Here is a 24,230-nt window from a genome sequence, read left to right as displayed (position 1 = left end):
CCGCATGTCTAGCGTACGTTGAGCACCGGGTTGCTCAGGCGCTCGAGCAAGGCCGCCTGGACATTGCGCGGGTTCTGGTTGCCCGTCGGCGTGCTGCGCACGTAGCGCCCGTCCGGCTGCAGGATCCATGCATGGGTGTTGTCGGTGAGGTAGCCTTCGAGCTCCTTCTTCACCCGCAGGATCAGCTTCTTGCCCTCCACCGGGAAGCAGGTCTCGACACGCTTGTCGAGGTTGCGCTCCATCCAGTCGGCACTGGACAGGAACATCTGCTCCTCGCCGCCATTGAGGAAATAGAACACCCGTGTGTGCTCCAGGAAGCGGCCGATGATCGAGCGCACCTGGATATTGTGCGAAACCCCCGGGATGCCTGGGCGTAGGCAGCACATGCCACGCACCACCAGATCAATGCGCACACCGGCCTGGCTGGCCTTGTACAACGCACGGATCACCTTGGCGTCGGTCAGCGAGTTGAACTTGGCGATGATGTGCGCCGGCTTGCCCTCGACCGCGAACTGGGTTTCCCGCGCGATCATGTCGAGCATGCCCTTCTTCAGCGTGAAGGGTGCATGGAGCAGCTTCTTCATGCGCAGGGTCTTACCCATGCCGATCAGCTGGCTGAACAGCTTGCCGACGTCCTCGCACAGGGCATCGTCGGAGGTCAGCAGGCTGTAGTCGGTATACAGGCGGGCGTTGCCGGCGTGATAGTTGCCGGTGCCCAGGTGGGCATAGCGCACGATCTCGCCCTGTTCGCGGCGCAGGATCAACATCATCTTGGCGTGAGTCTTGAAGCCGACCACGCCATAGATCACCACCGCGCCGGCGGCTTGCAGACGGCTGGCCATCTGCAGGTTGGACTCTTCGTCGAAACGCGCGCGCAGCTCGATCACCGCCGTGACTTCCTTGCCGTTTCGCGCGGCATCCACCAACGCATCGACGATCTCGGAGTTGGCGCCACTGCGGTACAGGGTCTGGCGCACCGCGAGCACGTGCGGATCCTTGGCGGCCTGACGCAGCAGGTCGACCACCGGAGTGAAGGATTCGAAGGGGTGCATCAGCAGCACATCCTGCTTGCCGACCACGCTGAAGATGTTTTCGGCGTTTTGCAGAATCTTCGGAATGGCCGGGGTGAACGGCGTGTACTGCAGCTCCGGATGGCTGTCCAGCCCGGTGATGCTGAACAGACGGGTCAGGTTGACCGGGCCATTGACTTGGTACAGCTCGCTTTCGCTCAGGCTGAACTGCTTGAGCAGGTAATCGGACAGGTGTTTCGGGCAATTGTCGGCCACTTCCAGGCGCACGCCATCTCCGTAGCGACGCGAGAACAACTCGCCGCGCAGGGCACGAGCCAAGTCTTCGACATCCTCGGAGTCCAGCGCCAAGTCCGCGTTGCGGGTCAGGCGGAACTGGTAGCAACCCTTGACCTTCATGCCCTGGAACAGATCATCGGCGTGAGCGTGGATCATCGACGACAGGAAGACGAAGTTGTCGCCGCTGCCGCCGACTTCCTCCGGCACGCGGATGACCCGCGGCAACAGGCGTGGGGCCGGGATGATGGCCAGGCCCGAATCGCGGCCGAAGGCATCGACACCCTCGAGCTCGACGATGAAGTTCAGGCTCTTGTTGACCAGCAGTGGGAACGGGTGGGTCGGGTCGAGGCCGATCGGGGTGATGATCGGCGCGATCTCGTCGCGGAAGAAACGGCGCACCCAGGTCTTGAGCTTGGTGTTCCAGTGGCGACGGCGGATGAAGCGGATCTGGTGCTTTTCCAGCTCCGGCAGCAACACGTCGTTGAGGATCGCATACTGGCGCTCCACCTCGCTGTGCACCAGCTCGCTGATGCGCGCCAGGGCCTGGTGCGGCTGCAGGCCGTCGGCTCCGGCCTGTTCGCGGGCGAAGGTGATCTGCTTCTTCAGGCCCGCCACGCGGATCTCGAAGAACTCGTCCAGGTTGCTGGAGAAGATCAGCAGGAATTTCAAGCGCTCGAGCAGCGGGTAGGACTCGTCCAGCGCCTGCTCCAGCACACGGATATTGAACTGCAGCTGCGAAAGCTCGCGATGAATGTACAGGCTGCTGTCGTCCAGGCTCGGAATAGTGACCGCCGGAGCCGGTGCAGGCGCTGGAGCTGCGGCTTCGGCTACAGGTTGCGCAGCCTCCGGCAGGTCCGGTGGGGTCTGCACCATTTCTTCGGGAACCGCCTGGGCATCCTTGATCGCGACAGGTGTTAGCACTTCGTTATTCATCTGACGTTCCTGGAGGGCGTTACGGCCCTCTCGATAATTGAGCGGCACGCGCGGTGAAATGAGTCAGGATGCCATCGGTGTTCGCCGGTTTGAAGTCCATTGCGGCGCGAAAAGGCCGCTTTGTCATTTTTGCGGTCCCGCCAAGCGGAAACTTGGACCGACCGTCGCGGCGCAAGGAGGCGACCCGGGACGAAAAGGCAGCGAGGCAAGCTCACGATAAGGCTCCTGAACCCGCACGGGCGGGCTGGCGCGACAGTTATAAGCAGCCATTATGACGCCTGGATGACAGCCAAAGGCACCTTGTGACTGACGGCCGAAGCCATTGTCAGGGTAGGAAATGTTCACGCCGAGACACATTTCGACACTTTCCCGATTGCGCGCGAAGGGGTAGGCTTCGCGTTCATTTCGCTAGCACCCCAGAAAATGCTTCAACAATTCCTGCAGGATTTCGGCTATTTTGCCCTTTTTCTCGGCACGTTTTTTGAAGGCGAGACCATCCTGGTTCTTGCGGGCTTCCTTGCGTTCCGCGGTTACATGGACATCAATCTGGTGGTGCTCACGGCGTTCTTCGGCAGCTATGCCGGTGACCAGCTGTGGTACTTCATGGGCCGCCGCCACGGCCGCGCGATCCTGGCACGCAAGCCGCGCTGGCAGGCGATGGGCGACCGGGCCTTGGACCATATCAGGCGCCATCCGGACATCTGGGTGCTGAGCTTTCGCTTCGTCTACGGCCTGCGCACGGTAATGCCGGTTGCCATCGGCCTGTCCGGCTACCCGCCACGCCGCTACCTGCTGCTCAACGGCATCGGTGCGGCAGTCTGGGCCTTGGCCCTGGGCGCGGCGGCCTACCATTTCGGCGCCATCCTCGAAGGCATGCTGGGCAACGTCAAGAAGTACGAGCTCTGGGTACTCGGCGGTCTGTTGCTGCTGGGTGGCCTGCTCTGGCTTCGCCGGCGCTTCCGCACCCTGCGTGCCGAGCGCAAGGCGGCGGCAGCGGGCCAAGCCTCGGAGGCGGTTTCCCAGGAGCAGGGCACAGACCGGCACTAGTGCACTCGCGCCATCCCATGCGCTGTTCGGATAATGAACATGCCCCCGCCGCTGCACTCCAAATAGACAGGATTTCGGTCTCTGCGCGGGAAACCCTGTGACGAGTTCTGCCAAACTAGAGGACAGTTAGCGCCTCGACACTGGAGTAATGAGCATGCAAAAAAAAGTTGCGGTGATTCTGTCTGGCTGCGGCGTCTACGATGGCGCCGAAATCCATGAAAGCGTGATCACCCTGCTGCGCCTGGACCAGCGCGGCGCCCAGGTGCAGTGCTTCGCGCCGAACATCGCGCAGATGCACGTGATCGACCACCTGACCGGCCAGGAAATGCCGGAGTCGCGCAACGTGCTGGTAGAGTCGGCGCGCATCGCCCGCGGTGACATCAAGGATATCCGCGAGGCCAAGGTCGAAGAATTCGACGCCTTGATCGTCCCAGGCGGCTTCGGCGCGGCGAAGAACCTCTCGAACTTTGCCGTTGAAGGCACCAACTGCACGGTAAACCCGGACGTCCTGGCCCTGGCCGAAGCCTTTGCCGAAGCCGGCAAGCCGGTTGGTCTGATGTGCATTTCCCCGGCTTTGGCGGCGAAGATCTATGGACCGGGCGTGGTCTGCACCATCGGTAGCGATGCCGATACCAGCGCAGCGGTGGTGAAGATGGGCGGCACGCACGAGGAATGCGATGTGCATGACATCGTCGAGGATACCCAGCGCAAGCTGGTGACCACACCGGCCTACATGCTCGCCCAGTCGATCAGCGAGGCGGCCGGCGGCATCTACAAACTGGTGGACCGGGTGCTGGAGCTGACGCATGAGGGTGAGCAGTAATTCACCTCATGCTGTAGCGCGCCCTCACCATCGCGGGGCAAGCCCGCTCCTACAGGTCTTCCGTAGAGATCGCCCATGCCCTGTGGGAGCGGGCTTGTCCCGCGATGGGCTGCAAGGCAGCCCATTCAACCTTTGGATAACCGGGTCAGTATCCGGTCCAGCGCATTGGCGAACGCCTGTTTCTCCCGCTCGCCATAAGGCGCCTGCCCTCCCCCGACTTGCCCTTGCTCGCGTAGCTCGGTGAACAGGTTGCGCACAGCCAGCCGTTCGCCCATGTTGCGCTCGTCGAATTCACGCCCTCGTGGGTCCAGCGCTGCTACACCTTTCTTGATCAGCCGATCGGCCAGCGGCACGTCGCTGCAGATCACCAGCTCGCCCGGCACGGCGTTTTCCACCAGGTAATCATCGGCCGCGTCCATGCCGCTAGGGACCACGATCAGCCGCACACAGGCGAACGCGGGCTTGATCTGGGCCTGGCCAGCCACCAGGACGACCTCGAACTTGCGCTTGAGGGCGAATTTGACGATCAGGTCCTTGGCCGCCTTGGGGCAGGCGTCGGCATCGATCCATACACGCATGGGGAAGTATTCCTTGGCAATCGGTGGAGGGCTTCACCCTGCAATCGCGGCACAAGTCCGCTCCGGCAAAGGAGAGCGGCCTTGAATCACGACTGGGCGGCGAAACAACCCCAGGGGCTGAAAGTGCCCATTGTACGGTTTCAGCTCGCCGCAGGCCGGCGCTTTTCGGCCAGGCGGCTACGCCCGTACAGCACAACGATAGCCAGCAATGCCACCACCTGCGCGCCCAGCGAGTAGGCGTCGGCATGGATGCCCAGCCAATCGAACTCGAAGAACGGCACTGGCCGGGTTCCCAGCACGCCGGCTTCCTGCAGCGCCTTGACGCCATGCCCGGCGAACACCACCGACAGCGCACACAGCAGCGCCGCGTTGATGCTGAAGAACAGCGCCAGCGGCAACTTGGCCGAGCCGCGTAGGATCACCCAGGCCAGGCCCACCAGCAGCACCAACGCCGTGGCGCCACCGGCCAGTACGGCATTGTGGCCAGCAGGGCCTGCCTGCAGCCACAGGGTTTCGTAGAACAGGATCACCTCGAACAACTCGCGGTACACCGAGAAGAACGCCAGCACGGCAAAGCCGAAGCGCCCGCCACCGCTGACCAGGCTGCTCTTGATGTAGTCCTGCCAGGCTGCGGCATGGCGCCGGTCATGCATCCACACGCCAAGCCACAGCACCATCACGGCGGCGAACAGTGCCGTGCAACCTTCCAGCAGTTCGCGCTGGGCGCCGCCGACGTCGATCACATAGGCCGCCAGGGCCCAGGTGGCAAAGCCTGCGACCAACGCCAGGGCCCAGCCGATATTGACGCTGCGCACGGCCGACTGCTGGCCGGTATTGCGCAGGAAGGCCAAGATCGCGGCCAGCACCAGGATCGCCTCGAGCCCTTCGCGCAGAAGGATCAGCAGGCCAGACACGAAGCTCAGCGACCAGCTCAGCCCATCGCTGCCCAACAACTTCGCCGCGCCCTCGAGCTTGCCCTTGGCCTCGGCCAGGCGTTGTTCGGCCTGGGCGACCGGCAGGCCGTCTTGCAGGGCCTGGCGGTAGGCCATCAGGGCTTTTTCGGTGTCCTTGCGGGCTTGGGTATCGATGTTGTCCAGGGAGCTTTCGACCAGTTCGAAGCCTTCCAGGTAAGCGGCTACCGACAGGTCATAGGCTTGGTCATGATCGCCATTGCGGTAGGCGGCGAGGCTCTTGTCCAAGGTACTGGCGGTGTACTCGAGCAACTGCGCCGGGCCCCGCTGGACCTGCGGCGGTTGGGCCCGCTGGGCGCGGAAGGCGGCCACGGCCTCGGCACCTTCGCTGGCCGCGACCTCGGCGGGCGTCTGGCGTGCCAGGTCGGCCAGGTTCCAGGCCTTGTCCGCCTTGGCGGCCTTCGGGTCGGCGGTCAGGCTTGCCACGTAGGCCGCCACATCCCAGCGCTGACGCTCGTCGAGCTGATCGGCGAACGACGGCATCTCGGTGCCGTCGATGCCCAGCGCCAGGGTGTTGTAAAGGTCGAACAGGCTCAACTGGTCGAGCCGCTCGACACTGCGCAGGTTGGCAGGCGGTGGCTCCAGCCCGAGCCCGGCAGGGCCGTCGCCAGCACCGCTGTCGCCATGGCAGATCGCGCAGTTCTGCGCATATAACGCGGCACCGCGGGCCGGGTCGGGGGTGATGATCGGTGCCTGGCTGACCTCATAGGCGACGGCCAGGCGTGCACCCAACTGGCGAGCCTGCCTGGCGACCAGCGCGCCGTCCTGACGCTGATCGATGGCTTGGCGCAGTGCCGCGACGCCTTGCTCCAGCCCTGGGCGTTCGGCATTTTCCGGCAGGCCTTTGAGCAAGTCGGCCAGCACGGTGCTGAACTCTTGCTGCTCGCGGTATTCGCCCTCGTCCACCACCTTGCCGTCGTGCACGGTCGGCGGGTAGTCGGCACCGATGTAGTCGAGCAGGTGCAAGGCCTTGGCGGCCTCGGCGGGGGATTCAGCGAGTGCCGAGGTGCTGCACAGGGCCAACACTGGCGCCAGCAACAAGGCAAGCAGCCAGGCGAACAGACGGAAACGGGAAGTCATGGCCAGTCTCGAAGGAAATGCGAAAGAGAACATTGTTCACTTCCACTCCTTTTCGCTCAAGGCTCGCGGGCGGATTTCATGAAAAATCTTGTGACAAATCTTCGAGTGGTCGGCGAGGGCTTTGCCCTCGATTCGCGGCACAAGGCCGCTCCTACAGAGAGAATGCGTTGGTCGGTATCGTGGCGACGAGCAGGGTCCTGTGGGAGCGGGCTTGTCCCGCGATTGGGGCATCAGGGTTTGGCGGGACTGTCTTTCCAGCCGCCACCCAGCGCCAGGAATACACCGATCTGCCCCATGGCCACTTGGCTATTGGCCGCCGCCAGCTGCGCACGGACATCGGTATAGGCCCGGGTAGCCTGCAGGTCGGCCAGGAACGACTCGCGTCCGGCCTGGTAGCGCAGGTGGGTCTGCTCGGCCGACTCCTTTGCCGAGCGCTCGGCGTCGGCCAGGGCGTCGCGGCGGTCCAGCAAGGCGCTGTACTGGGCCAGGCGGGTCTGGGTCTCGCGGATGGCATTGAGCACCACGCCATCGAAGTGGGCCAGCGCCGCCTGGGTGGAGGCTTCGGCCTCGCGGATACGGGCACGGGTGCCGTTGGTGGGGATGTTCCAGCTGATCTGCGGGCCGAAGCCCCAACGGTTGGTCGAAGGATCACCCAGGTTCTCGAGGATACCGATGGTGCCGACCTGGGCACCGATGCTGATATCCGGGTACAACGCGCCCGTGGCCACGCCGATGGTGGCAGTGGCGGCGGCGAGCTGGCGTTCGGCCTGGCGTACGTCCGGGCGACGCTTGAGCAACGCGGCGCCGTCACCCACCGGGATCAGCTGGCCGATATGCGGCAATTCGGCACATTCTGCCGTACCGGCAGGCAATTGCTCGACCGGTTTGGCCAGCAGCGCCGCCAGGGTATACAGGCCCGCTTCGCGCTCGGCCTTGAAGCGCGGGAGCTCGGCGCGCAGGGATTTGAACTGGGTCTGCGAGCGGGTGACCTGGGTTTCGTCGCCGCGCCCGGCATCGCGCAGGCGCTGGTTCAATTGCACGCTCTGCTCCTGCAGGTCGAGGGACTGGCGGGCAATGTGATATTCCTCGTTGGCCGAGCACACCTGGGTGTATGCCTTGACCACGTCCGCCACCAAGGTGATGCGCGCGGTGTCAGCTGCGGCCTGCACCGCATCGGCATTGGCCTTGGCCGCCTCGGTGCCGCGTTTGAAGGTGCCCCACAGGTCGAACTGGTAGGAGGCACTGATAATGGCCTCGCCGATGTTGGCCACAGGTACTTTCTCCGGCAGCAGGAACGCCTCGCCAGACTCCTGCAGGCGCTGCGCGCCGAGCTTGACGCCACCCTCGAAGCCACCCTGGGCCTCGGCCACCTCGACCTGCGCACGGGCCTTGGCGATATTGGCCGCCGCCACGCGCAGCTCGGTGTTGGCAGCCAGGGCCTGGCGCACCAGGTCGTTCAGGCGCGGGTCCTGGTACAGCTGCCACCAGTTCTCCGGTACCGGCGCCGAAACCACGCTGCCTGGGTCCTGGCGCAGTGGGCCGTTGAGGTCGCTGCGCTGCACGGCAGCATCCTTGGGCACTTGGTAGTCCGGGCCGACCAGGGCGCACGCCCCCAGGGACAGCGCCAAGCCAGCCACCATCAGGTATTTCATGGCCGTTGGCCCTCGACGATCGACACCGTGGCGGTACGCCCGGCGATCATGCGAAAGTTCTCGGGCACCTCGTCGAAGGCGATGCGTACCGGGATGCGCTGGGCCAGGCGTACCCAGCTGAACGCCGGGTTGACGTTGGGCAGCAGGTTGGCGCCGCTGCTGCGGTCACGGTCCTCGATGCCGGCAGCCATGCTTTGCACGTGGCCGCGCAGCCGGGTGTTGTCGCCCATCACGCGGATATCCACGGCATCGCCGATGTGGATACCGCCGAGCTTGGTCTCTTCAAAGTAGCCATCGACGTGGTAGGAGGCGCTGTCGACCACCGACAGCACCGGCCGGCCGGCGGTGACGAATTCATGGGCACGGGGCGCGCGGTCGTTGAGGTAGCCGTCGACGGGGCTGCGCACCACCGAGCGGTCGAGGTTGAGCTGGGCAGTGTCCACCGCCACCTGGGCCTCGTTGACCGCCGAGCGGGCGCGGGCTTCGCGGGACTGGCTCTCCTCCAGCTGCTCGGCCGCCACCAGGTTGCCCAGCTTCCGGTTGCGTCGCGCCTCACGGGAGGCCTGGGCCAGGGTCTCCTCACGTTCGGCCAGGGTCGCCCTGGCCTGGCGCAAGGCCAGGGTGAAGCGGTCCTGGTCGATGGTGAACAGCACATCGCCGCGCTTGATCATCTGGTTGTCGCGCACCTCTACCTTCTGGATCAGCCCGGAGACGTCCGGGGCGATCTGGATCACGTCGGCACGGATGTGCCCGTCACGGGTCCAGGGCGCGAACAGGTAATACACGACCATCTGCCAGACCAGCACGGCTGCGAAGGTCACCACCAGCAATGTCAGGACCACACGGCCCAGGGTCAACAACGGTTTTTTCATGGCACCATCAGGTTTCGGCAAAAGTGATCCACCGCGCCAAGCAGCACGGCGTAAAGGGCAACGTTGAACAGCGCCCGGTGCCAGACCAGGCGGTAGAACTGCATGCGCACCAACACGGCGTGCACGCCCAGGAACAACAGATAGGTGAAGACCATCATCACCAAGAGCGTGGGCAGGAACACCCCGCTGATATCCAGATCACCGATCACAAGGGCGCTCCATCGATGCCGGGGGGCAGTTGCGGTTGGTCGGCAGGCTCGAGCATCACTTCGATGCCAGGCAACAGGGCCAGGCGCAGGCCGCTCAGGGCATGTAGCAGGTGCACGCGGGCATCGCCACGCTCATGCTGGGAATCCAGGGCCAGGGCCTGGCGGGCGCGCTCCATGTTGCGCAGCAGCGCCGACGGAGCGTGCAGACGCTCATTGGCGCGCAGGCAGGCGGCGTAGTGAGCGCCCACTTCCTCGACCACGGTCTGCAGGCGCTCACGAGCCTGTTCTCCCACCCGCGGCATGTAGGCCAGCAAATCCAGCAGGTTGAGCCCAACGCGCAGGTCGCGCAGCGCCACGCCGCTGTCCTGGCCGGTCTGGGACAGACGCGGCAGGTGCTGCATCAAGCGGTCGAGCATTTGCACACCCACGTGGCGGTGCTCGGCCAGCGTCGCCGGCTGGGTCATTTCGACGATGTCGCGCCAGCTGAAGCGGGTCAGGCGCTTGGCCGCCAGCTCCACGCCAAACGGGCGCAGCAGCAGGGTCCAGATGAAGGCGAACAGCAAGCCGACCGGGCCGGCCATGTTGGCATTGATGAAGGTCAGGAAGTCCGCGTCGTAGGCACCCTGGATGCTGATGAAGGTAGCGGTGTTAACGATGGTCAGCAGCGTGCCCAGGTAGAACCGCGGCTGCACGGTGAGCGTGCCGACGCAGATGAACGGTACGGCGAAGGCCAGCACCAGCATCGGAAAGTCGTGCAGGTTGGGCAGTACCAGAAACAGATAGACGCTGGAGAAGATCACCGACATCAGTGTCCAGAAGAAGAACCGGTAGATCTGCGGTGCCGGGTCGTCCATGGCAGCGAAGAAGCTGCAGGCCACCGCAGCGAGGATCACCGCGCTGCCGCCGTCGTTCCAGCCAAGCAGGATCCACAGGCCACTGGCGACGATGATCGCGGTGACGGTGGAAAACACCGAGTACAGCATCAGGCCACGGTCGAAGAAGGGCGTCAGGCGGCCCAGGCGCCAGTGCCGATACACCGCACGCCAGGGCGTGGCGTCATCCTTGCGCAGGGCGTGCTGCAAGGTGCAGCAGTCCTGCCACAGGTCGACCCATTCGGTCAGGCGGTACAAGGCGTTGGAGAGCAGCAGCGCGTGACGCTGGTCTAGCGCCGCCGCACCGGGTTGCAAGTGCTCGAGCTGCTCGTGCAGGGCGCTCCAGCGCGCCAGCGAGGCATCTTCGGCCGTGCCCTCGAGCCAGCCACGGGCCGCCTCCAGCAGCGGCTGGATCTGCGCGAACTGGGCCGGGGCGCGGCCTTCCAGGGCGACCAAGGCATCGTCCAGGGCGTCGATCACCGGCAGCAGGTGGATCATCCGCCCGCGCAGCTCGCGGGCGTTCTTCACGGTATGGGGCCCTGCGCCTTCATGCCCAAGCTGGCCGATCATCATTTCCAGGCTGTTGAAGGTGGCGACCATCGTGGCCCGCATGCCGCCAACCTTGTCGGCGGCCACATCACGGGCCAGGTAGGTGTCGCTGTAGCGGATCGCTTCGTTGAACCAGCTGTTGGTCGAGCCCAGCACCACCGGGGCCAGGCGACGGGGCCAGAAGATCGCGCCGACCACCGCCGCACAGACGATGCCCAGACAAATCTCCTGGGCGCGGGAAGACGCTACGTCGAACACCGCCAAGGGGTTGTCCACCACGGCCAGGGCGATCATCGGCAAAGTGTAGCCAGCCAGCATCAACACGTAGTTGTTGGCCGTGCGCAGGTTCAGCGAGAGGAACAGCAAAGTGCCCGTCCATAGGGCGATGGCCACGGCCAATAGAGCCGGCGACTGCACCAGGGGCGGGACCAGCAGCACTGCGCCGCCTGCCCCGAGCAGCGTGCCGAGGGCACGGTACAAGGCCTTGGAGCTGGTAGGGCCGACGAAAGGACTGGAGACGATGTACACCGTCGCCATGGCCCAGTAAGGGCGCGGTAGCTGCATGAGCAAGGCGATGTACAAAGCGATCATGGACGCGGCGAAGGTCCGCACGCCGTAGAACCAATCGCGGGCCGGCGGCACCGAGCTGAAGAAACCGTTCATGCCGGGTTCACCTGACCGGCTGTTTCGAAGGCCTGGATGACGCGCAGGGTCGCCTCCAGGTCCGCCTGGTCGATACCCTGCAAGACTTCCCGGCGCAGGCGTACCAGTTCACCTTCGATGGATTCGGCGAGCGCGCGGCCATCGACGGTCAGGCTCAAGGCCTTGGCGCGGCGGTCCAGGGGGTCTTCACTGCGGCACACCAGGCCGGCCTTGCACAGCTGGTCGAGCAGGCGCACCAACGACGGGCTCTCCAGGCCCGCGGCCTGGGCCACCGCCACCTGGTGCACACCATCGCCCAGACGCACGATCATCAGCAGCGGTACGGCGCAGGCCTCGGAAATGCCGTAGCCGGTCAGCGCCGCCTGGCAGATGCGTCGCCAATGGCGGGCAGCCACGACCATGCCGCTGCTGATTTTCATGTGCAGTGCATCAAGTGTCATGTGAGGAACCGAGGACATTCATAGTTTGCTAACTATCAATATTACGCCCTGCCCTCCCCCTGTCGTCAACCGGGGGCGACGGATTGCCTGGATGAATTGTTGTTCATACAGAGGCAGCGCAGCCCGGAAGGTTGGATGATCAACCACAAGGTACGCGGCCTGGCTTCAGCCTTGGACCTGGTCTTCCAGTTTCATGGTCAGCGCCAGGGCACTGCCCATTTCGATCGCCTGGTCGCGCCAGCTCAAGTAACGGGCGCCGTCACGGCGGCTGTAGTGCACCGCCAGTTCCTCTGCAGCCTGCATCACGCCCGCTGCGGCCGCCAGCTCCAGCCAGTACAACGCAGCCTTGGCATCGACTTGCACATGCACCCCATGCAGCAACCGATAGCCCACTTCGAAGCGGCAACGGGGCTCGCCCTGTTCGGCGCCACGCAGGAACCACTGGCAGGCTTCGGTCAGGTCGACCTGCCAATGCAAGGTCGGGTCGCACACCTCTTCTTCATAGAGATCGCCCAAGGCCGCCGCGGCATGGCACATGCCCCGCTCGAAGGCGTGCCGATAGCATTCGGCGGCCTGGCTGTAGGACACCTTCACGCCTTTACCGAAATAATGCTGCTGGCCCAGGTTGAACCAGGCCATGGCGTCGCCTTGCATGGCCGCCATGCGCAGCAGGTGCCCGGCCAGCAGCGTATCGGCGCGCCAGTATTTGCCGTTGAGCCAGATCCAGCCCAGGTCATTGAGCGCTGCCACGCTGCCTTCCAGTGCCTGGCCCCGCAGGTCGCGGTAGACCTCCAAAGGGTCGCTCGACTCGTCCAGGCGGGAGACCAGCCTGGCGCGCTCGCCCGGCAGTGTCGGCTGGCTGGGCAGGCCGATACCGACGAATTGCCGATGCCGCAAGGCATGGCGTGCCGGGGCTGGCGTGACCCGTTCGGGTAGAAGGCGCGCAAGCAGCGAATGGATATTGCTGGCAGCAGACATGTTCATCCTCATTGAACGATCCACAGCTCCGACCGCGACTGTGCAAGCCAGAGATTCTGCGCAACGGCACGTCAAAACCTGTCGCGAACGAATCGAAACCAGGCAACCAAACGTCGGTTCCTTGATCTGAGCAGAGCAATGGCTAATTGCCATGCATCCATGACAGCCGCCATGCTATTGCAGCAACCCTAGACAAGGACGTTTCGTTTTGCCGTTCGCCACCACCCGCGCCACCCTCAGCCGACAATGGGCGCTGCTGCGCCAACTGCCCAGCCGCTCCCCGGGGATCACCAGTGCCGAGCTGGTCTGGCGCCTGCGTGATGTGGGCTTCAGTGTCAGCAAACGCACGATCGAGCGGGACCTCAACGAGCTGTCGCTGATCTTCCCGCTGGAGCGCAACGACAAGAGCATCCCGTACGGCTGGCATTGGTCGGCCAGCGCCGTGGGTGAACTGCGGGGTAATTTCGACCTGCACGGTTACTTGCGCAGCAATGCGCTACAGCCGGTGCAGGAGGCAGGCATCACGCTGCAGGCCTGGATCAGCGATGAACTGGCTCGGCAGTTGCGCGAGGCTCCGCTGACCCGCGACATGCAGCTCACCGCACTGGACCATGGCCACCGCCTGCGGGCCACGGTCAGCGATGGCGGGCCGCTGCGTTGGTGGCTGTTGAGCCAAGGGGGTGGGCTGGTGGTGGAGCGGCCGCTGGCGTTGCGCGAGGAGATTGCGCAGACGCTGAACAGTGCAGCGGCGTTGTACAAAGAGTAGGCACCGGTGTAGGCCCTATCGCGGGACAAGCCCGCCCACCAGGCCTGCGCTGTTTTCAGAGACACCGCTGTACCTGTGGGAGCTGGCTTGCCAGCGATAGGAACGGGGCAAGCAACTCAAGACAGTTGGCTCCCACACATTGCGCCGCGAAAGGGCGCGAAGCCGCCCCTGACCAACGTACCTAACGCTGCATTCCCCAGCGCCGCACGGTCACCCGCTCCAGGCTGTTGAACACCAGCCCTTCGACCAGCAAGCCGATGACGATCACCACGGCCAACCCGGCGAATACCTTGTCGGTGTACAGCTCGTTGCGGTTCTGGAAGATGTACCAGCCCAATCCGCCCTTGCCGCTGCTGGCACCGAACACCAGTTCGGCGGCGATCAATGTGCGCCAGGCAAAGGCCCAGCCGATCTTGAGCCCCGAGAGGATCGATGGCAGCGCCGCTGGCACCAGGATATGCAGCACCAGGCGCAAGCCGCGCAGACCATAGTTGCGCCCGGCCATGCGCAGGGTCTGCGAAACGCCGAGGAACCCGGCATAGGTGTTGAGCGCCAGCGCCCAGAGCACCGAATGCACCAGGACGAAGATCAGGCTGTTGTCCCCCAGGCCAAACCACAACAGCGCCAGGGGTAGCAGCGCAATCGCCGGCAGCGGGTTGAACATCGAGGTCAGGGTGCCGAGCAGGTCACGGCCGAACTGGGTCGATACTGCCAGGCTGGTCAAGCCAAAAGCCAGGACAATCCCCAGCACATAGCCCTTGAGCAGCACCACCAGCGAAACGCCCACCTTGGCCGGCAACTCCCCGCTGAGTAGGCCGTCCCACAGCGCCGTGGTCGTCTGCAGGAAGCTGGGCAGCAGCAAATCATTGCCCTGATAGCGGGCAATACCTTCCCAGATCGCCGCCAATACCAGCAGGATCACAGCCTTGCGCAACCAGCCTTGTTGCCAGAGGCGTTGGGCCAGGGGCAGCCGCCGTTCCAGCGTCACATCCGGCAGTGGCGCCAGCTGCACTTCGTATTCCTGGCGTGCAGGTAGGGTCGTCATGGCACAGGCTCCTGTCAGTAGGCGATGCGGATATCGTTGAAACCAAGCTCCGCTGCGGCCTGCGCCTCTGGAGCCTGGTCGAACAGTAGGCGGTGGATCCGCCGCGCGCTGGCCTGGAAGTCGACACCGCCCAGGCTGCCGAAGCTGTACTGGTGGCTGTGCACTTCCGCGCGCACCCGCCCCGGATGGGGCGAAAGCAGCAGGATGCGGTTGCCGACCACCAATGCTTCCTCGATGGAGTGGGTAACGAACAGCAATGTGAAGCGCACCTCTTCCCACAGGTGCAGCAGCTCTTCCTGCATCTTGCGACGGGTCAGGGCGTCGAGCGCGGCGAAAGGCTCGTCCATCAGTAGGATCTTCGGCTGGGTGGCCAGTGCCCGGGCAATGGCCACCCGTGCCTTCATGCCGCCGGACAACGTGTGCGGGTAGGCATCTGCAAAGTTGGCCAGGCCTACCTTGTCCAGGTAATGCAGCGCCCGCTCCTCGGCCTCGGCGCGCTTGATCTGGCCGCCCACCAGCAGCGGGAACATGACGTTCTGCTTCACCGTTTTCCACGGTGGCAGCTGGTCGAACTCCTGAAACACGACGATACGGTCGGGCCCAGGGCCCTTGACCGGCTGCTCCTGGAGCAGGATCTGCCCTTCCCTGGGCTCGATGAACCCGGCCACGGCCTTGAGCAGCGTGGACTTGCCACAACCGGAAGGCCCCAGCAGGACGAAGCGGTCGGCATGATCGATTTCGAAGCTGACCTGGTGAGTGGCCCGCACCACACGCTGGGCGGTGCGGTATTCAAGGCTCAGGTCGTTCACCTGTAGCAGCGCGGGTGTGGCGACATAGCTCAAGTTGCTGGCCGCGTGGCCTGGCAGTGGGGCGGTCATCGTCGATCAGCTCCCTTGCAGCGGGCGTTCGTCCTGGAAGAAGTAATCCTTCCACGACTCGGGCTTGTGCTTGATGGCGCCGACCCGGTAGAGGAACTCGGCCAGCTTGTAGGTGTTCTTCGGCGTGACGGTGAACTCGTATTGCGGGTTGTCGATCAGCTTGATCAGCGTGTCGCGGTCGATCTTGGCCTTGGTCACGCGAATGTAGGTATCGGCAGCGGCGGCCTTGTCTTTCTGGGCGAACTCGGCGGCTTCGGCCAGCGCGTCGACGAAGGCCTTGTAGGTCTTGGGGTTGTCCTTGCGGAACTGCTCGGTGGCGAACAGCAAGGTCGGTGAGTTCGGCCCGAGCAGGTCGTAGCTGTTGAGCACCACGTGGACGTTCTTGTTGGCTAGCACCTGGTCCTGGAACGGCGGGTTGGAAAAGTGCCCGTTGAGCTCGGTGCCGCCGGCCAGCAAGGCTGCGGTGGCGTCCGGATGCGGCACGGCCAGGGTGTACTTGTCCAGGCGGGCGTATTCCTTGTCGCCCCACTGCTGGGCCGCGGCGTACTGCAGGAAGCGCGACTGCACCGAGACGCCGACCGCCGGTACGGCGATGCGGTCGCTGGCGCCAAGGTCGGCGATGGTTTTCACGTTCGGGTTGCTGCTGACCAGGTAGTACGGGAAATTGCCCAGCGAGGCCACTGCCTTGACGTTCTGCCGACCCTTGGTGCGGTCCCATACGGTCAACAGGGGGCCGACACCTGCACCAGCGATGTCCACCGAACCGGATAACAGCGCGTCATTGATCGCCGCACCGCCGGAGAGCTGCGCCCAGTCGACCTGGATGTCGATGCCCTGCGCCTTGCCATGCTTCTCGATCAACTGCTGGTCGCGAACCACGTTGAGCAGCAGGTAGACGATGCCGAACTGTTCGGCGATACGGATCTTGCCTTCGGCCTGGGCCGCAGCCGGGGCCGCCAGGCTACCGACGACCAGGGTGACGCCCAAGCCAATGCTTGTTGCCAGGCGGCTGATGGATTTGCGCATGATGACTGTCCTCGGTCGTCAGAAAGGGGCATCGCCCTGGATGGTGGTGCGGTACAGCTTGCGCCGCAAATGCGCGGGGCAACCGGCGGCCAGGTGGATCAACGAGCGGTTGTCCCAGAACACCAGGTCGTGGGGCTGCCAATGGTGGCGGTAGATGTTCGGTTCGAGCACGCTCAAGGCGTAGAGCTGCTGCAGCACGTCGCGGCTTTCGTCATCTGGCAGACCGACGATGCGGGTGGTGAAGCCTTCGCTGACGAACAGCGCCTTACGGCCGTTTTCCGGGTGGGTGCGCACCACCGGGTGGATGACTTCCTTGACCTCGGCCAATTGCGCGGCGGTCAACGTTGGCCGCCAGTTGCCCTCGAACTTGGTCTCGGCGTAACGGGCGGTGTAGGAATGAGCGGCGCTACGACCTTCGACCACCTTGCGCAATGCTTCGGGCACCGCGTCCCAGGCCTTGTGCATGTCGGCGAACAAGGTGTCTCCACCTTCGCTGGGCAGCTCTTGGGCATGCAGCATGGAGCCGAGGCTGGGCAGCGCTTTGTAGGAGAGGTCCGAATGCCAGAACTTGCCAGCATCGCCCAGGCCAATGTTGCGACCGTCTTCGATGATGTTGGAAACGATCAGGATTTCGGGGTGCCCTTCGAGCAAGAACTGCTTGAGCACATGGATCTGCAGCTCACCGAAGCGGCGGCTGAAGGCGATGTGCTGGTCGGGAGTGATGTGTTGGTCGCGAAACACCAGGACGTGATGATCGAGGTGGGCACGGTGGATCCGGGTGAAATCCGCGGCATTGACTGGCCGGCTCAGGTCGAGGCCAACGATCTCGGCGCCGACGGCACCGGGGAACGGGCGGATATCGAAGATTTGCGGCTGGGCGCTGTCGATGGACGACAGGGCGTTCGAGGCGGCTGACATTGTTCACTCCCACGCAGTGCGCGACTCAAGGGCGCGCGACGATCAGAAACGCACGGGGTCATTTCCCGTGTGGGTTCAAGTCGTGCGGCGCGCCGATTGGTCGGCAGGTACGCAGTGGGGAGGACTATAAAGTCATAAGAAAGATAATTTAAATATCTTTAAGGAATAAATATATGCGAGGTCTACGCCTAATGCCGGTCGGCTAAACGTTTGGGGCCGCTACGCGCCCCATCGCGGCACAAGGCCGCTCCTACAGGAAGCGGCCCTCAGGGGGTCAGCGCTCTCGCAAGGCTTCCGACTGAGCCTTGATGATCGGCTTGAGCAGGTAGCTCATGATGGTTTTTTTGCCGGTCATGATGTCCACGGTGGCGACCATCCCAGGAATGATCAGCAGCGGCTTTTCATCGGTGCCCAGGTGGCTGCGGTCGGTACGCAGCTTGATTAGGTAGTAGGTGGTCTTCTTGTCTTCGTCGGTGATGGTGTCGGCACCGATCTGTTCCAGCTTGGCCTTGAGCCCGCCGTAGATGGTGTAGTCGTAGGCGGTGAACTTGACCGTGGCTTCTTGCCCGGGGTGCAGGAAGGCGATGTCCTTGGGCAGGATCTTCGCCTCGATGACCAGGCTGTCGTCGAGCGGCACAATCTCGACGATATCGCTGCCCGGCTGGATCACGCCACCGATGGTATTGACCAGCAATTGCTTGACGATGCCGCGCACCGGCGAGGTGACCAGGGTGCGGTTGACCCGGTCGTCCAGTGCTTTGCTGGTGGCGGTGGCCTTGTTCAGCTCTGTACGCGCCTCGTTGAGCTGGGTGAGGGCCTCGCTGCGGAACTTGCCGCGGGTTTCCTCAATCTTGCTCTGGACCTCCCTGATCGCCGCCTCGGCGCGCGGGATGGCCAGGGCGGTGGCATCCAGCTGGCCACGATTCTCCACCTCGGCCCGGCGAAGACGCAGGATCTCGACTTGGGAAATCGCACCCTGGGCGACCAGCGGCTCGGACATGGAGATTTCCTGGCGCAGCAGGCGCAGGCTGTTGGCGTACTGGGCACGCTTGGAATTGAATTCGCGCAGTTCCTGCTCGCGCTGCACCAACTGTTGTTGCAGGCCGCCGATTTCGTCCTGCAGTTGCTGGCGACGGCTCAAGTACAGCGACTCTTCATTGGCGGCCTGGCTCGGAGCGGCCTTGCGCAGCGCTTCGTCGATCTTCAACGGACGGTCCTCGACCTCGGCACTCAGGCGTTCGACGCGAAGGGCCATGGCCAGGCGGTCAGCCTCGGTTTCGCCGACGTTGGAGGCGAAGCGGGTTTCGTCCAGGCGCAGCAGCGGCTGGCCGACTTCCACCACCTCCCCTTCCTTGGCGAAGATTTCAGCAACGATGCCGCCTTCCAGGTTCTGGATCTTCTGCACCTTGGACGAGGGGATGGCCTTGCCTTCGCCACGGGTGACCTCGTCGATGTGGGCGAAGCTGGCCCAGACGATCAGGAACACGAAGAAGGCGATCACCCCCCAGATGGTCAGGCGCACGACACGTGGCGCATCCTCGATCAGGGCCTTGTTGACCTCGGGCAGGGGCCCGCTGAGCGATTCCGAACCTTTGAAATAGCGGCGCAGGTTGTCCGTGAAACGCCCCATATCCAGCTTATGCAACACTGATCTGCCCCTTCTTCAGCGCATCCATGACCGCGGCCTTCGGGCCATCGGCGACAATCTGCCCTCGGTCGATGACCACCAGGCGATCGACCAGCGACAACAGCGAGGCACGGTGAGTGACCAGCAGCACGGTCTTGTTCTCGATCACCGCCTGCAACCGCTGCTTGAGGCGCTCTTCGCCGGTGTTGTCCATGGCGCTGGTGGGCTCGTCGAGCAGCAGGATCTGCGGGTTGAGCAGCAGCGCACGACCCAGGGCGACGTTCTGCCGCTGGCCGCCGGAGAGGTTTTGGCCACGCTCGCCGACCTGCAGCTCGTAGCCGTCCGGGTGCAGGCGGGCGAACTCGTGCACACCCGCAAGCTCCGCTGCCTGCAGCACCAGCTGGTCCTCGATGTAGCGGGCGCCACTGACCAGATTGTCGCGCAGGGTACCGGCCAGCAGCTGGATGTCTTGGGGCACGTAGCCGATGTTGTGACGCAACTCGCTGACATCCACCTGGCGGATGTCCACGCCATCGACCAGCAACGAACCGTTGTCGGCCTGGTAGAGGCCGACGATCAGCTTGGCCAGCGAGCTCTTGCCCGAGCCGCTACGGCCGATGATGCCAATCTTTTCGCCTGGGCGAATGTTCAGGTTGATGCCCTTGAGGGCCTGGTTTTGCTGGTTCGGGTAAGTGAAGTCGACCCCTCGGAACTCGATGGCGCCTTGCAGGGTGCGGCGGCTCATGGGCCGTTCCTCGAAATTGCGCTCCTGGGGCAGCTCCATCATTTGGTCGGTGGCGGTCATGGTCACCTTGGCCTGCTGGTAGCGCGCCAGCAGGCCATTGAGCTGGCTGAGCGGGCCGAGGGCGCGGCCGCTGAGCATGTAGCAGGCTACCAGCCCACCCATGGTGAGCTGGCCGTCGATGATCAGGTAGACGCCGACGCAGATCATCGCCACGCCTGCCAGCTGCTGGACCAGCGAGGTGATGTTCATCGCCAGACTCGACAGCATCTTGACCCGCAGCTCCAGGCGGCTGAGGGTGCCGAGGGTTTGCTCCCACATGTACTGGCGTTCGCTTTCGGCGTTGTTGACCTTCACCGCATCGAGCCCGGCCAGGGTTTCGATCAGGCTGGACTGGCGCTCGGCGGCAAGCGCCATGGTCCGCTCCATGGTGGCCATCAGCGGTTTCTGCAGGGCGTAGCCAATGCCCAGGGCCAGCGGGAAGGCAATGATCGGTATCCATACCAGATGCCCACCGATGATGGCGATGACGATCAGGATGAGCACGGTGAACGGCAGGTCGATCAGGCTGGTCAGGGTCAGCGAGGCGAGAAAATCGCGCAACCCCTGGAACTCATGGATGTTCTGGGCAAAGCTGCCGACCCTGGCGGGACGGTACTTCATGGCCATGCCGACGATGCGCTCGAACAGGGTCGCCGAGATGATCAAGTCGGTCTTCTTGCCGGCAAGGTCCAGGCAGAGGCTGCGCAGGCCCTTGAGGATCAGGTCGAAGATATAGGCCCCGGTGATGCCGATCGCCAGTACCCAGAGGGTCGAAGTAGCCTGGTTGGGCACCACCCGGTCGTAGACGTTCATCACGAACAGCGGCGCGGCCAGGGCGATGAGGTTGATCACCAGGCTCGCGGCAATGGCATCGATGTACAACCAGCGGCTGCGCATCAGGGTATCGCGGAACCAGGAGCGCGCACGCGGGATCAGGTTGCCGTGGTTGACGTCGAACTTGTGCTGCGGCTGGGCGAAGAACACCAGGCCGCTGTAGTCCTCCAGCAGCGCCTCGCGGCTGATGTGCACTTCGCCACCGTCGCTCTCGCTGAGCAGCAGGCGTGCCGTGTCGTGGTTCTCCCAACCGAGCAAGACGGCGCTGCGGCCTTCCTTGAGCAACAGCATGGCCGGCATCGCGATGCTGGGGATGTGCTCGAGCTTGCGCTGCAGCAAGCGCCCCTGCAGACCGGCCCGGGCGGCCGCGCGGGGCAGCAGCTCGGGGCTCAGGCGCTGGGCAGGCAACGGCAGGCCGGTGGTCAGCATGGCCCGACTGGCGGGCTTTTGATGCAGGACACACAGGGTCAGCAGACTGTCCAGCAAAGGGTCGTCATGCTGACTGCGTGGATCGTGGCTGAGTTGGACTCGACGGACTTCGGATTCCACGCGGCGCTCTCTTCATCCTTGGTTTAGATGGGGCGGGTGCGCCTTTCAGTTCATGCCTGGAAGGCTCACCTTGGGTTTCAGGTCGTTCTGCACTACGGTCGCCATGGGAGCTACGACACCCTGGCTCTTGAGCAGCTGACCAATGGTCGTCTTGATTCGATACTGAGTAAACAATTGTAGATTCATTACTTCTACGAGACGACGCTGGGCGGTGAAGGTTTCATTTTCACTGTCGAGCAGGTCGAGCAAGGTGCGCTCGCCGAGGCTGAACTGCTGCTGGTAGGCACTGCGCACGCGGTTACTGTGGTCGACGTATTGCCGGGCGATCGGCAACTGGGCATTGGCGTTGTCCAGAGCATTCCATGCCAGGCCCAGTTCTTCATTGAGCTGACGCAAGGCATTGTTACGAATGTCCAGCGCCTGGTTGGCCAGGTACGACTTGGACTGCAGGTCGGCCTTGTTACTGCCACCGGCATACAGGTTGAAGTTCATGCGCAGCATGGCCTGCCACTCATTGTTGTGACCATGGGCACCGTCCAGGTTGTTATCGGCCGTGCGGCCGAGTTCTGCATCGAAGCGCGGGTAGAAGCTGGACTTGGCCGCCTCGTACTGTTTCTCCGCAGCCGCGATATCCGATTCGGCCGAGCGCAGTACCGGGCTGCTCTCGATCATCTGCAAGCGTGCTTCTTCGAGGTTGGCCGGCAGCAGGTCGATGAACGGCGCGGGCTTGCTGAGCTCATCCGGCATCTGGCCCACCACGCTCAGGTAGTTGGTGTTGGCATCGGCCAGGTTGGTCTGCTCGGTGATCAGGTTGTTGCGTGCCTGGGCCAGGCGCGCCTCGGCCTGGTCGAGGTCGGCCATGCGACCGACACCGCGGCTTGTACGCAGCTGAATCTGGTCGAGGATGCGTTCGTGGTTGCGCAGGTTGTCCTCGGCCAGGCGCACCATCTCGCGACGCGCCAATACATCCAGGTACACCTGGGCGACCGTCAACGCGGTGCGCTCGGAGGTTCCCATCAACGAGTAGGCCCGGGCATTGACGGTGGCTTGTTGACGCCCGACCTCGCTGGAGGTGGCGAAACCGTCAAAAACCATTTGCCGAAGACGCACGGCGGACTCGCCACGGTTCAGCGTCTCCCATCGATTGCCGGTACTCGGGCTGTCAGTCCCCTCCCGACCATAACCGGCCGTCAGGTCGACCCGCGGCAAATAGCCGCCCTGCGCGGCGCGCAGTTGATAGTCCGCAGCCACCCGAGCGTTGACCCCGGCCTGGATTTCCGGGTGCACCTCGAGTGCCTTCTGCATGGCTTCAGGCAGGGTTTGTGCTTGGGCGAAAGTGGCGGCAAAAGCGAGAGGAATAGCGGTGAACAGTGACGCACGCATTTTTACTGATTCCCGAGGGAGCTGTTGTCCCAAATCACAGCCGTAGCTGTTCCAACCTTGGAAAATGGCGACCTGATGGACCGTAATACGGACTTCCGAAGGGGTACTGGATGTACGAAGGAAGGATGGCTGCCGGTTAAATATCAATGTGACATTACTTGGACGATTGTTTAGGATGACAACCAGAAGGTCAATACTTTGGCATAAAGTTAATAGCCAGAAATTATAGACGTAAATTTGACGAATTAACGCGTCAAAACTTTTTTGAAATATTCCATCGGCAGGCCGCACACGTACACCGGCTGGGCATGGAAGCCATCTGAACGGGAAACCGGGAGAGTCCAATGAGCAGTGTTGTTGCCATCGTCAAAAGCATTGTTGGCCAAGTCGTCGCAGAATCCCCTGAAGGCATCCGCCGTGTGCTGGTCGAAGGCGACCGCCTGTTCGTCGGCGAGCAGGTGCTGACCGGCCCGGGTGGCGCCGTCACTCTGGAGCTGGCCGATGGCCGCCTGCTCGACTTGGGCCGCGACTCCCAGTGGAGCGCCGACGCGCCCGACAGCACTGCCGACCTGAGCCAGGCAACCGCCCAGGCGGCGCCTTCCGTGGAAGAACTGCAGCAGGCCATCGCCGCGGGCCTCGACCCGAGTACCGAACTCGAGGCACCGGCAGCCGGCCCGGCTTCAGCGGGTGGCAATGGCGCCTTGGGGGGCGGCCATAGCTTCGTGATGCTCGAGGAAACCGCGGGCGCCGTGGACCCGACCATCGGCTTCTCGACCGACCCTCTGGGCTTTGCAGTCGCGCAGGCCAATGAGGAGATCGGCGGACTCGACCCCAACGGCACGATGGCCAACAACGTCCCCGTGGCCACCGGCCTGACCCTGACCGCCACTCCTTCGATCACCGAAGCGGGTGGCGTGATCGTCTATACCGCCACCGTGGGCCAGCCGCCATTGACCAACCTGACCGTGACCCTGTCCAACGGCGCGGTCATCGTGATTCCGGCTGGCCAAACCAGCGGCAGCGTCAATGTCACCATCGCGCCGAATGACACGGTGTATGTCGACGGCGGCGAGATCTCCGCCTCCATCACCGGCACCAGCGGTGGCAATGGCCTGGTCGTCACCCCGGACACGCGCCCGGCGGTAACCGAAGTCACCGATACCATCGATAACACCACAGCCACGCTGACCGCGACGCCGAGCGTGAGCGAAGGCGGTGTGATCACCTATACCGTAACCCTGAGCAACCCCGCCCAGACGCCGGTGACTGTCACCCTGTCCAACGGCCAGACCATCACCATCAAGGCCGGCGAAACCACGGGCACCGTGGACTTCCAGACCCCGGCCAATGACGTGTACAACAATGGCAGCACCGTTAGCACCACCATTACCGGTGCCACCGGCGGCAACTTCGAACAGCTGACGCCGAATCCGGCGCCTGCCGAAA

20 protein-coding genes are annotated in these 24,230 nt (G+C 63.9%); 4 read left to right on the top strand and 16 right to left on the bottom strand.

Annotated elements, in window-relative coordinates:
• Positions 1-8: 8 nt before the first annotated feature.
• Positions 9-2,240 carry a polyphosphate kinase 1 gene (gene ppk1, locus IRZ56_RS04590; RefSeq protein ID WP_196143843.1) on the bottom strand — a complete coding sequence of 744 codons (2,232 nt, stop codon included), beginning with the start codon at positions 2,238-2,240 and terminating at the stop codon, positions 9-11.
• A 423-nt stretch (positions 2,241-2,663) separates the two neighbouring features.
• Between ppk1 and IRZ56_RS04585 the strand changes: the two genes are divergently transcribed.
• Both IRZ56_RS04585 and elbB read left to right on the top strand, forming a co-directional pair.
• A complete protein-coding gene (locus IRZ56_RS04585; protein ID WP_196143842.1) occupies positions 2,664-3,287 on the top strand; it encodes a DedA family protein in 624 nt (207 codons plus the stop codon).
• Positions 3,288-3,441: 154 nt separating this feature from the next.
• Positions 3,442-4,110 (top strand): isoprenoid biosynthesis glyoxalase ElbB, encoded by a 669-nt coding sequence (elbB, locus tag IRZ56_RS04580; RefSeq protein WP_196143841.1) that lies wholly within the window; start codon positions 3,442-3,444, stop codon positions 4,108-4,110.
• 125 nt (positions 4,111-4,235) lie between these two features.
• On the opposite strand, the gene IRZ56_RS04575 is transcribed toward elbB, so the two are convergent.
• From IRZ56_RS04575 to IRZ56_RS04540, 8 genes are all read right to left on the bottom strand, one after another.
• Positions 4,236-4,688, bottom strand: coding sequence for a YaiI/YqxD family protein (locus IRZ56_RS04575; RefSeq protein ID WP_196143840.1), 453 nt, complete (start codon positions 4,686-4,688; stop codon positions 4,236-4,238).
• 140 nt (positions 4,689-4,828) lie between these two features.
• Positions 4,829-6,772, bottom strand: coding sequence for a cytochrome c/FTR1 family iron permease (locus IRZ56_RS04570; RefSeq protein ID WP_196143839.1), 1,944 nt, complete (start codon positions 6,770-6,772; stop codon positions 4,829-4,831).
• Between the two features lie 197 nt (positions 6,773-6,969).
• Positions 6,970-8,391, bottom strand: coding sequence for an efflux transporter outer membrane subunit (locus IRZ56_RS04565; protein ID WP_196143838.1), 1,422 nt, complete (start codon positions 8,389-8,391; stop codon positions 6,970-6,972).
• Positions 8,388-9,263 carry an HlyD family secretion protein gene (locus tag IRZ56_RS04560; RefSeq protein ID WP_196143837.1) on the bottom strand — a complete coding sequence of 292 codons (876 nt, stop codon included), beginning with the start codon at positions 9,261-9,263 and terminating at the stop codon, positions 8,388-8,390. The genes IRZ56_RS04565 and IRZ56_RS04560 overlap by 4 nt, the downstream gene beginning before the upstream one ends.
• Positions 9,260-9,472: a DUF1656 domain-containing protein gene (locus IRZ56_RS04555; protein WP_196143836.1), complete on the bottom strand. Its 213-nt coding sequence runs from the start codon at positions 9,470-9,472 to the stop codon at positions 9,260-9,262. Before IRZ56_RS04555 ends, IRZ56_RS04560 begins: the two co-directional genes overlap by 4 nt.
• A complete protein-coding gene (locus IRZ56_RS04550) occupies positions 9,469-11,556 on the bottom strand; it encodes an FUSC family protein (protein ID WP_196143835.1) in 2,088 nt (695 codons plus the stop codon). Before IRZ56_RS04550 ends, IRZ56_RS04555 begins: the two co-directional genes overlap by 4 nt.
• Positions 11,553-11,996 carry a MarR family winged helix-turn-helix transcriptional regulator gene (locus tag IRZ56_RS04545; protein ID WP_196143834.1) on the bottom strand — a complete coding sequence of 148 codons (444 nt, stop codon included), beginning with the start codon at positions 11,994-11,996 and terminating at the stop codon, positions 11,553-11,555. Before IRZ56_RS04545 ends, IRZ56_RS04550 begins: the two co-directional genes overlap by 4 nt.
• 165 nt (positions 11,997-12,161) lie before the next feature.
• Entirely contained in the window at positions 12,162-12,974 is an 813-nt protein-coding gene (locus IRZ56_RS04540; protein ID WP_196143833.1) for a tetratricopeptide repeat protein, read from the bottom strand.
• A gap of 208 nt (positions 12,975-13,182) precedes the next feature.
• Here IRZ56_RS04540 and IRZ56_RS04535 point away from each other — a divergent pair, with 208 nt between their 5' ends.
• The gene (locus tag IRZ56_RS04535) at positions 13,183-13,740 is read left to right on the top strand and encodes a WYL domain-containing protein (protein WP_196143832.1); all 558 of its coding nucleotides are present in this window, start codon (positions 13,183-13,185) and stop codon (positions 13,738-13,740) included.
• Between the two features lie 181 nt (positions 13,741-13,921).
• Here IRZ56_RS04535 and IRZ56_RS04530 read toward each other — a convergent pair whose 3' ends face one another.
• The 7 genes from IRZ56_RS04530 to IRZ56_RS04500 all read right to left on the bottom strand — a co-directional run bounded on the left by IRZ56_RS04530 (position 13,922) and on the right by IRZ56_RS04500 (position 22,784).
• On the bottom strand, positions 13,922-14,785 hold the full coding sequence (locus IRZ56_RS04530; RefSeq protein ID WP_196143831.1) for an ABC transporter permease: 864 nt from the start codon (positions 14,783-14,785) through the stop codon (positions 13,922-13,924).
• Positions 14,786-14,799: 14 nt separating this feature from the next.
• Positions 14,800-15,663 (bottom strand): ABC transporter ATP-binding protein, encoded by an 864-nt coding sequence (locus IRZ56_RS04525; RefSeq protein WP_196143830.1) that lies wholly within the window; start codon positions 15,661-15,663, stop codon positions 14,800-14,802.
• A gap of 6 nt (positions 15,664-15,669) precedes the next feature.
• Positions 15,670-16,689 (bottom strand): ABC transporter substrate-binding protein, encoded by a 1,020-nt coding sequence (locus tag IRZ56_RS04520; RefSeq protein ID WP_196143829.1) that lies wholly within the window; start codon positions 16,687-16,689, stop codon positions 15,670-15,672.
• An 18-nt stretch (positions 16,690-16,707) separates the two neighbouring features.
• Complete coding sequence (locus IRZ56_RS04515; protein ID WP_196143828.1) at positions 16,708-17,607, bottom strand: TauD/TfdA dioxygenase family protein; 900 nt, start codon at positions 17,605-17,607, stop codon at positions 16,708-16,710.
• A gap of 274 nt (positions 17,608-17,881) precedes the next feature.
• Complete coding sequence (locus IRZ56_RS04510; RefSeq protein ID WP_196143827.1) at positions 17,882-19,237, bottom strand: HlyD family type I secretion periplasmic adaptor subunit; 1,356 nt, start codon at positions 19,235-19,237, stop codon at positions 17,882-17,884.
• Between the two features lie 7 nt (positions 19,238-19,244).
• Positions 19,245-21,401: a type I secretion system permease/ATPase gene (locus IRZ56_RS04505; protein WP_196143826.1), complete on the bottom strand. Its 2,157-nt coding sequence runs from the start codon at positions 21,399-21,401 to the stop codon at positions 19,245-19,247.
• A 45-nt stretch (positions 21,402-21,446) separates the two neighbouring features.
• Positions 21,447-22,784 (bottom strand): TolC family outer membrane protein, encoded by a 1,338-nt coding sequence (locus IRZ56_RS04500; RefSeq protein WP_196143825.1) that lies wholly within the window; start codon positions 22,782-22,784, stop codon positions 21,447-21,449.
• Between the two features lie 344 nt (positions 22,785-23,128).
• On the opposite strand from IRZ56_RS04500, the gene IRZ56_RS04495 reads away from it, so the two are divergent.
• Positions 23,129-24,230, top strand: a 1,102-nt coding sequence (locus IRZ56_RS04495; protein WP_196143824.1) for a retention module-containing protein, incomplete at its 3' end; no start/stop codon positions are given.

It is taken from the genome of Pseudomonas guariconensis (genome assembly GCF_015680235.1).
Lineage (GTDB): Bacteria > Pseudomonadota > Gammaproteobacteria > Pseudomonadales > Pseudomonadaceae > Aquipseudomonas > Aquipseudomonas guariconensis_A.
This window is presented reverse-complemented; position numbering and strand designations above follow the sequence as displayed.

What these genes read in the sequence shown, in the direction of transcription:
- IRZ56_RS04585 (WP_196143842.1), top strand. Translation starts at nt 2,664, where the DNA reads ATGCTTCAACAATTCCTGCAGGATTTCGGCTATTTTGCCCTTTTTCTC.
- IRZ56_RS04500 (WP_196143825.1), bottom strand. Translation starts at nt 22,784, where the DNA reads ATGCGTGCGTCACTGTTCACCGCTATTCCTCTCGCTTTTGCCGCCACT.
- IRZ56_RS04565 (WP_196143838.1), bottom strand. Translation starts at nt 8,391, where the DNA reads ATGAAATACCTGATGGTGGCTGGCTTGGCGCTGTCCCTGGGGGCGTGC.
- elbB (WP_196143841.1), top strand. Translation starts at nt 3,442, where the DNA reads ATGCAAAAAAAAGTTGCGGTGATTCTGTCTGGCTGCGGCGTCTACGAT.
- IRZ56_RS04530 (WP_196143831.1), bottom strand. Translation starts at nt 14,785, where the DNA reads ATGACGACCCTACCTGCACGCCAGGAATACGAAGTGCAGCTGGCGCCA.
- IRZ56_RS04560 (WP_196143837.1), bottom strand. Translation starts at nt 9,263, where the DNA reads ATGAAAAAACCGTTGTTGACCCTGGGCCGTGTGGTCCTGACATTGCTG.
- IRZ56_RS04540 (WP_196143833.1), bottom strand. Translation starts at nt 12,974, where the DNA reads ATGTCTGCTGCCAGCAATATCCATTCGCTGCTTGCGCGCCTTCTACCC.
- IRZ56_RS04520 (WP_196143829.1), bottom strand. Translation starts at nt 16,689, where the DNA reads ATGCGCAAATCCATCAGCCGCCTGGCAACAAGCATTGGCTTGGGCGTC.
- IRZ56_RS04575 (WP_196143840.1), bottom strand. Translation starts at nt 4,688, where the DNA reads ATGCGTGTATGGATCGATGCCGACGCCTGCCCCAAGGCGGCCAAGGAC.
- IRZ56_RS04570 (WP_196143839.1), bottom strand. Translation starts at nt 6,772, where the DNA reads ATGTTCTCTTTCGCATTTCCTTCGAGACTGGCCATGACTTCCCGTTTC.
- IRZ56_RS04515 (WP_196143828.1), bottom strand. Translation starts at nt 17,607, where the DNA reads ATGTCAGCCGCCTCGAACGCCCTGTCGTCCATCGACAGCGCCCAGCCG.
- IRZ56_RS04525 (WP_196143830.1), bottom strand. Translation starts at nt 15,663, where the DNA reads ATGACCGCCCCACTGCCAGGCCACGCGGCCAGCAACTTGAGCTATGTC.
- IRZ56_RS04550 (WP_196143835.1), bottom strand. Translation starts at nt 11,556, where the DNA reads ATGAACGGTTTCTTCAGCTCGGTGCCGCCGGCCCGCGATTGGTTCTAC.
- ppk1 (WP_196143843.1), bottom strand. Translation starts at nt 2,240, where the DNA reads ATGAATAACGAAGTGCTAACACCTGTCGCGATCAAGGATGCCCAGGCG.
- IRZ56_RS04510 (WP_196143827.1), bottom strand. Translation starts at nt 19,237, where the DNA reads ATGGGGCGTTTCACGGACAACCTGCGCCGCTATTTCAAAGGTTCGGAA.
- IRZ56_RS04545 (WP_196143834.1), bottom strand. Translation starts at nt 11,996, where the DNA reads ATGACACTTGATGCACTGCACATGAAAATCAGCAGCGGCATGGTCGTG.